This is a genomic window from Leisingera sp. G5_S3_59_S7 (assembly GCF_054968485.1).
Genome location: NZ_JBQKUH010000104.1, coordinates 1 through 6114, shown reverse-complemented (window position 1 = coordinate 6114; position 6114 = coordinate 1). Strand labels below are relative to the sequence as shown.

8 protein-coding genes are annotated in these 6114 nt (G+C 64.4%); 4 read left to right on the top strand and 4 right to left on the bottom strand.

What is annotated here, in order from left to right; translation table 11 throughout:
• Nucleotides 1-37: 37 nt before the first annotated feature.
• Complete coding sequence (locus ACTRWG_RS22530; protein ID WP_027235407.1) at nt 38-961, bottom strand: GlxA family transcriptional regulator; 924 nt, start codon at nt 959-961, stop codon at nt 38-40.
• 95 nt (nt 962-1056) lie between these two features.
• Here ACTRWG_RS22530 and ACTRWG_RS22525 point away from each other — a divergent pair, with 95 nt between their 5' ends.
• The gene (locus ACTRWG_RS22525; protein ID WP_027235406.1) at nt 1057-1848 is read left to right on the top strand and encodes a class II aldolase/adducin family protein; all 792 of its coding nucleotides are present in this window, start codon (nt 1057-1059) and stop codon (nt 1846-1848) included.
• Nucleotides 1849-2113: 265 nt separating this feature from the next.
• Here the strand turns inward: ACTRWG_RS22525 and ACTRWG_RS22520 are convergent, their stop codons facing one another.
• Nucleotides 2114-3025, bottom strand: a complete 912-nt coding sequence (locus ACTRWG_RS22520; protein WP_027235405.1) for a LysR family transcriptional regulator — start codon at nt 3023-3025, stop codon at nt 2114-2116.
• A gap of 164 nt (nt 3026-3189) precedes the next feature.
• Nucleotides 3190-4101: an AEC family transporter gene (locus tag ACTRWG_RS22515; RefSeq protein ID WP_036797246.1), complete on the bottom strand. Its 912-nt coding sequence runs from the start codon at nt 4099-4101 to the stop codon at nt 3190-3192.
• A 197-nt stretch (nt 4102-4298) separates the two neighbouring features.
• Between ACTRWG_RS22515 and ACTRWG_RS22510 the strand changes: the two genes are divergently transcribed.
• From ACTRWG_RS22510 to ACTRWG_RS22500, 3 genes are all read left to right on the top strand, one after another.
• Nucleotides 4299-4739, top strand: coding sequence for a DUF4399 domain-containing protein (locus ACTRWG_RS22510; RefSeq protein ID WP_027235403.1), 441 nt, complete (start codon nt 4299-4301; stop codon nt 4737-4739).
• A 76-nt stretch (nt 4740-4815) separates the two neighbouring features.
• Entirely contained in the window at nt 4816-5139 is a 324-nt protein-coding gene (locus ACTRWG_RS22505; protein WP_027235402.1) for an NIPSNAP family protein, read from the top strand.
• A gap of 11 nt (nt 5140-5150) precedes the next feature.
• Nucleotides 5151-5495, top strand: a complete 345-nt coding sequence (locus ACTRWG_RS22500; protein ID WP_027235401.1) for an antibiotic biosynthesis monooxygenase family protein — start codon at nt 5151-5153, stop codon at nt 5493-5495.
• A gap of 31 nt (nt 5496-5526) precedes the next feature.
• Here ACTRWG_RS22500 and ACTRWG_RS22495 read toward each other — a convergent pair whose 3' ends face one another.
• Nucleotides 5527-6087 (bottom strand): type 1 glutamine amidotransferase domain-containing protein, encoded by a 561-nt coding sequence (locus ACTRWG_RS22495; protein ID WP_027235400.1) that lies wholly within the window; start codon nt 6085-6087, stop codon nt 5527-5529.
• Nucleotides 6088-6114 lie beyond the last annotated feature (27 nt).

The window sequence follows — 6114 nt, the reverse complement described above, 5'->3', positions numbered from 1 at the left end:
GGAGTGCAGCCGGTGCAACAGGCCATGCCCGGGGCGTTCAGCGGCGGCGCAGGTCCCGCGGGCTGCGCTGGTATCTGGCCTTGAACAGGCGGGAGAAACCGGGCAGTGAGCCGAACCCCGTTGCCAGAGCCACCTCTGTGACTGGCATGGCAGTGCTCATGAGCAGTTCGCGCGCCCGCTGCAGGCGGATCTGAAGATAAGCCTCCTGCGGTGTCATCCCCAATCCGCGTTTGCAGCGCAGGCGCAGGGCTTTCAGGCTGAGGCCAAGCGGCTTGGCAATGTCCGGCAGCGCCAACGGGTCCTGCAGGTTATCCAGCATCATCTGCTGCATCTGCCCCAGCACCGGATCGGCTGAAGGCTGCAGCCGCTGGCGTGCCTCCGGCGGCCGGATGGAGCCATGCGCCATGTCTTCGGACGTGGCAGCTGCCAGCTCGTCCGGGCCGGTGGCCGAAACCCAGGCCAGCATCGCGTCCCCCGTGGCGGTGCCGCCCACGGCGGTCAGCCTGCGTCGGCCGAAACAGTAGATCCGGTCGCTGACCGCAATGCCGGGCCAGCGCTCGCGGAACCCTGCCTCGGCTTCGTGATGCAGCACTGCCTCATGTCCGTCCAGGTAGCCGAGCTGGGCCAGCACCACAGTGCCGGTGTCGATGCCGCCCAGTGTGGCACCTGCGCGCACGGCCCGCGCCAGATAGGCGCGCAGCCCCTGCGGCAGGTGGCGCAAAGGATCGTAGCCGGCGCAAAGCAGCACCAGGTCGGGCGGGTCGCCGAGATCCCAGCCGCTGCGGTCCGGCGCGGCCAGCCGTCCGCTGGAGGCCGGCACCGCCGCCTGGGTGACGCTGAGGGTCTCCCATGTGTAAAGCGGGCGTCCGGCGTTCTTGTTGGCAATGCGCAGAGTTTCCGAGGCCAGCACATAAGCCAGCATCTGGAATTCAGGAAACAGGATGAAGCTTACCTTCGGCATGCCGGGAGTTTAGATGCAAGCAGGGGGCGTTTCCATGCAAATAAGGCAAGTTTCCGGCAGCTAGAGTTCTTCAATTCACAGGAAAGGAAACGCCAATGACCATCATGACACCCACCCCGTTGCAGGGCCGCCCGGCCAATTGCTCTGACGCCGAATGGGAGGCCCGCTGTGAGCTGGCTGCGATCTACAACGCGCTGGTCAAATACCGGCTGACGGATCAAACCAACCAGTGGCATTCGATCCGGGTGCCTGGTGAGGAGGCTTTGATCACCCATCACTATGGCTGGATGCATGAGGAGGTGACCGCGTCGAACCTGGTTAAGGTCGGCTTTGACCGGGTGAACCACAACCCGGAAAACGGCGAGCCGAACCCCTCGGCCACTGAGATCGGCAAGCTGTTCTTTGAGGCGGAGCCGGATAAAAACTGCATCATGCACATCCACACCAAGGCGATCATGGGAGTTTCGGCCCAGGCTGGCGGAGTGGGCCCGTACAGCCAGGCCTATCTGATGATCGGCGGCGGCGATGTTCTGGGCTACACTGACTATGAGTTCGTATGCACCGAGGATTTTCTGAGCGGTCTGCTGGAGGCGGGCCGCGGCAAGAAAGCGGTGGTCGAGGCCTGGCATGGTGCCTTTGTGTTCGGGTCCACAGCGGGCGAGGCCTTTTTCCGGTCCTTCTATCTGGACCAGGCTTGCGCGGTCCAGCTGGAGGTGCAGAAGGCGGCGGCCTGCCCGGGCGTGGCGGTCCGCACCATTCCCGAAGCTGAGCAGAAGCGCCATCTGCGTGATATGGCGGCCAGCGACTGGTACGGCTACGAGGGTGAGCTGGAGTGGCACGCCAACCGCCGGCGGCTGGATCTGGAGGCGCCGCATTACAAGAGCTGAAAAAACCGCCAAGCCGCAGGCCGGAGTGCTCCCGCGCCTTGGCCGCGGCATCCAGGATGCCGCCGAAAGCCTTGGGCCCGGCGCCGCGGCAGCGGCGCTGGCCCAACAGGAGCGGGTCAATCTGTGATTGATCTGCGGCGGGCGGGAGCCTGCCCGCTGCGCTTTTGGCAAGTATTATTAGGAAAAGCCGAAAAAAACCCCCGCAGGGGCGCGGGGGCAGGTCTTCGAGGGATATCTTTGTCCGGCTCCCGGGGGGAGGACCGGTTCAGGTTTTCCATTCGGACGGGTCGCGGTCGGCAAAGGCTGCGACCAGGAAATCGATGAAGGCCCGCACCTTGGGCTGGGTGAACTTGCCGGGCGGGTAAACCGCGTAGATTCCCTGGGTCTCGACCGGCAGGCTGGGCATTACGTCTTCGACCAGCCCTTCCTCCAGCGCCTCGGAATAGAGGTAGCTGGGCAGATAGGCGATTCCGAGTCCGGAAATGGCCGCGGTCAGCAGCGACTGGCCGTCATTCACCGACAGCCAGCCGGAAGTGCGCACCTGCCGCTTTTCGCCGGAAGGAGCGGTGATCTTCCAGACGTTGCCGCTGGACTGGCTGGAGTAATGCAGCAGCTTGTGATTGTTCAGCTCGTCGATCTTTTGCGGGCGGCCGAATTTCTCCAGATAGGCGGGGGAGGCGATCATCCGCTTGGTGGTCTCAGTCAGTTTGCGGGCGCGCAGGGAGCTGTCCTCCAGCTCGCCGATCCGCACCGCCATGTCAAAGCCTTCGGAGATCAGCTCCACATAGCGATTGTTCAGCACCATGTTGACGGTGATGTCCGGGAAGTCGCGCAGGAAGTCGGACAGCACCGGTGACAGATGATTGACGCCGAAGTCGGTCGCGACCGAGATCCGCAGAAGGCCCGAGGGCGCGGATTGCATCGAGGTGACCAGCGCATCCGCCTCGCCTGCGTCATTCAGCACCCGGCGGGCACGGTCGTAGTAGGCCAGACCGATTTCGGTCGGCGACACCCGGCGGGTGGTGCGGTTCAAAAGCCGTGCGCCCAGGCGGGCTTCCAGGCTGGAGACATGTTTGGAGACCGCCGACTTTGAAATCCCCATCTTGCGTGCCGCATCGGTGAAGCCGCCCTGGTCCACCACATTGGCAAAGGCCTCCATCTCGGTCAGTCGGTCCATGTTCACCCATCCTCGTTAAGCTGTGTTGCCGTCAGTGATGCGGGGGAAATCGGGCAAGATCGGGGCGGGGGTGGGATAATTGCGGGGTTTTGCAGGGATCGTCTGCGCGCTGGAAACGGCCAGGCGGCAAGGGTTTTGCAGCGGGGATCGGCATTCAGGAAACTTTAAAGCACAAGCTTGATGACCAGGATCCACAGCGGCAGGGAAACCGCGCTGAGCAACGTGGACTGCGCGATAAGCGTGGCTGCGAGCGTTCGGTCAGCGCCAAAAGCGGAGGCCAGAACATGCGCAGCCGAGGCAGTGGGCAGGGCGGCAAACAGCACCAGAACCGCGGCAAAGCCGGGGTCCGTGCGCAGCAGCAAGCAGGCGGCGAGGGTTGCGGCCGGCACCAGAACCAGCCGCACCAGGCAGAGATAGCCGTTGAACAGGTCCAGCCGCGCCAGGGCCCGCCAGTTCATGGTGGCGCCGATAGAGAGCAGCGCGATGGGAATCGCCGCGTGCGCCAGCATTTCCGCCGGGGCCAGGACCGGTGCGGGGATCCTGTAGCCCGACAGCCCCACCGCAACGCCCGCGACAGAGGCCAGCAGGAAAGGGTTCAGCGCAACCTTCAGCGCGGTCTGCCGCAAGGACAGGCTGCCGCCGCGCGACAGGGCGCTCACCGCCAGTACATTTGCGACCGGCACCGCCATGCCGATGGCAACGGCCATCTGCCCTGTCAGCTCCTTACCGACCGAGGGCAGGGCGACAAAGGCAATCGCGGTGTTGAAACGCCAGGCGGTCTGCCAGGCGCCGGCAAAATCGAGGAACGTCACCGGGCCGAAGCGGCGCGCCAGCAGGCCCAGCCCCAAGGCCAGGGCGAGGATGCCCCACACGGCCGGGCCGATGCGGCCCAGATCCGCCACCGCAATGGGCCGGCCGCTGGCGGCAAAGAACAGCAGCGCCGGGAACAGCACCTCGAAGTTGAGTTTGTCGAGCCCCTGCCAGGCCTGCGGCGCCAGCCGGTTACGAACAATTCCGCCCAGGCCGACCATCAGGAAGCTGGGGGTGAGTCCCATCAGAATGACTGCAAATACCATGGCTCGCTCCCGCTGCGCTGCCCGGCGGCGACACTGCAACTGGCAGGCGCAGCAGGCAAGCGGAAGGATGAAAGATGCGGCGGCTTCGCAAATGGCTGCCGCTATTTTGTGCATTTGTCATGGGCGGCGGGATTGCCAGGCCCGGGCCTGCCGCTAGCTTTGTCTTGTTGGTTGAGACAATTTCTGGAGGACCGGATATGAAACTGCTGATTGCGGCTGCCTTGTCTGCCTGCCTGGCGGCCCCGCTCTGGGCTGGCGGCGAGACGGCCTCGAACCCGGAGGCCAAGGTCTATTTTGCAAATATCCAGGACGGGGACACGGTCACGTCGCCGGTGACGCTGGTCTTTGGCTTGTCGGGGATGGGAGTGGCGCCATCCGGGATTGCGAAGGAGAACACCGGCCATCATCACTTGCTGATCGACCGCCCGCCGCTGGGCCAGGGTGAAGATGGCGCGGACGAGCTGGCCTTTGGCCTGCCGTCGGATGACAACCACCTGCATTTCGGCGGCGGACAGACCGAGGTGACGCTGGAACTGTCCCCGGGCCGCCACACGCTGCAGCTGGTGCTGGGCGACGCAGGCCACGTGCCGCATTCGACTCCGATCATTTCGGATCAGATCACCATCACGGTGGAGTGACGGTTCGGTCTGCGCCGAAGCATCCGGCTGATGGGGCGGGGTAGGGAGGTGTCCCTGAGTAATCAAAGGACACGTCATGCTGACCTGCATCATCCGCTATCACATCGACCCCGCCAAAAAAGCGCAGTTTGAGGAATACGCCCGCAATTGGGGTCAGGCGATCCCGCGCTGCGGGGCCGACCTGGTGGGGTATTACGCGCCGCATGAGGGCTCCTCGACGCTGGCCTACGGGATCTACAACGTGGGGAGCCTGGCGGAGTATGAGGCCTACCGGGCGCGGCTGGCGCGGGATCCGCTGGGGCGCGAGAATTATGAGTTTGCGCAGCGCGAACGGTTTTTGCTGCGCGAGGACCGGACCTGGCTGAAGCTGGCTTCAGCGCCGCATGGGCAGGCAGGGTGAGGGAGGCGCAGATGATTGCCGTGATTTTCGAGGTGGAGACCGCAGCCGGGCAGAGAGAGGCTTATCTGGAAATTGCCGCGGAGCTGCGGCCCTTACTGGAGCAGGTGGACGGTTTCCTGTCGGTGGAACGGTTCCAGAGCCTGAGCGCGCCGGAAAAACTCCTGTCGCTGTCGTTCTGGCGCGACGAGGCTGCGGTGCAGCGCTGGCGAAACCTGGAGGAGCACCGGGCCGCTCAGGCCAAGGGGCGGGCCGGGGTCTTTGCGGACTACCGGCTGCGGGTGGCGGGTGTGATCCGGGATTACGGTATGTCCACGCGGGAAGCTGTGCCTCCTGACAGCCGTGCCGTTCACGGCTGAGCACACAGGCTGGGCGCGGGGCGGAAAACGGTCAGGCTGCGGCGCGCGGGTGCGTGCCTTCCTCAATCTCTTCCGCGATCTTCGACACAAACGCCTTCAGGTCCTCGGGCTGGCGGCTGGTCACGATGCCCTGATCCGTAACGACTTCGGCGTCTTTCCAGTTGGCGCCGGCATTGGAGATGTCGGTCTTGATCGAGTGATAGGATGTCATGTTGCGGCCCTTGGCAACGCCGGCCTCCGCCAGCACCCAGGGCGCGTGGCACACGGCGGCGATCACCTTGCCGCTGTCATGGAAGGTCTTGACCAGATTGATGACATCGTCCTCGACCCGCAGCAGATCGGGATTGATTTGGCCGCCGGGGATCACCAGCGCGTCGTATCCATCCGCCTTGGCATCAGCGATTTTCAGATCGGCCTCGGCCTCGCGGCCCCAGTCGCTGCCTTCCCAGCCCTTGGCAGGCTTGCCGTCGAGGGTGGCGACATGGACCTCAGCGCCCTTCACTCGCAGCTGGTCGCGCGGAAATTCCAGTTCCGACTGCTCAAACCCATGGGTGGCAATGATCAGGATCTTTGCATCTGCGATTTTGGGCATAACGGGCTCCTTTCCTGTTCTGAAATG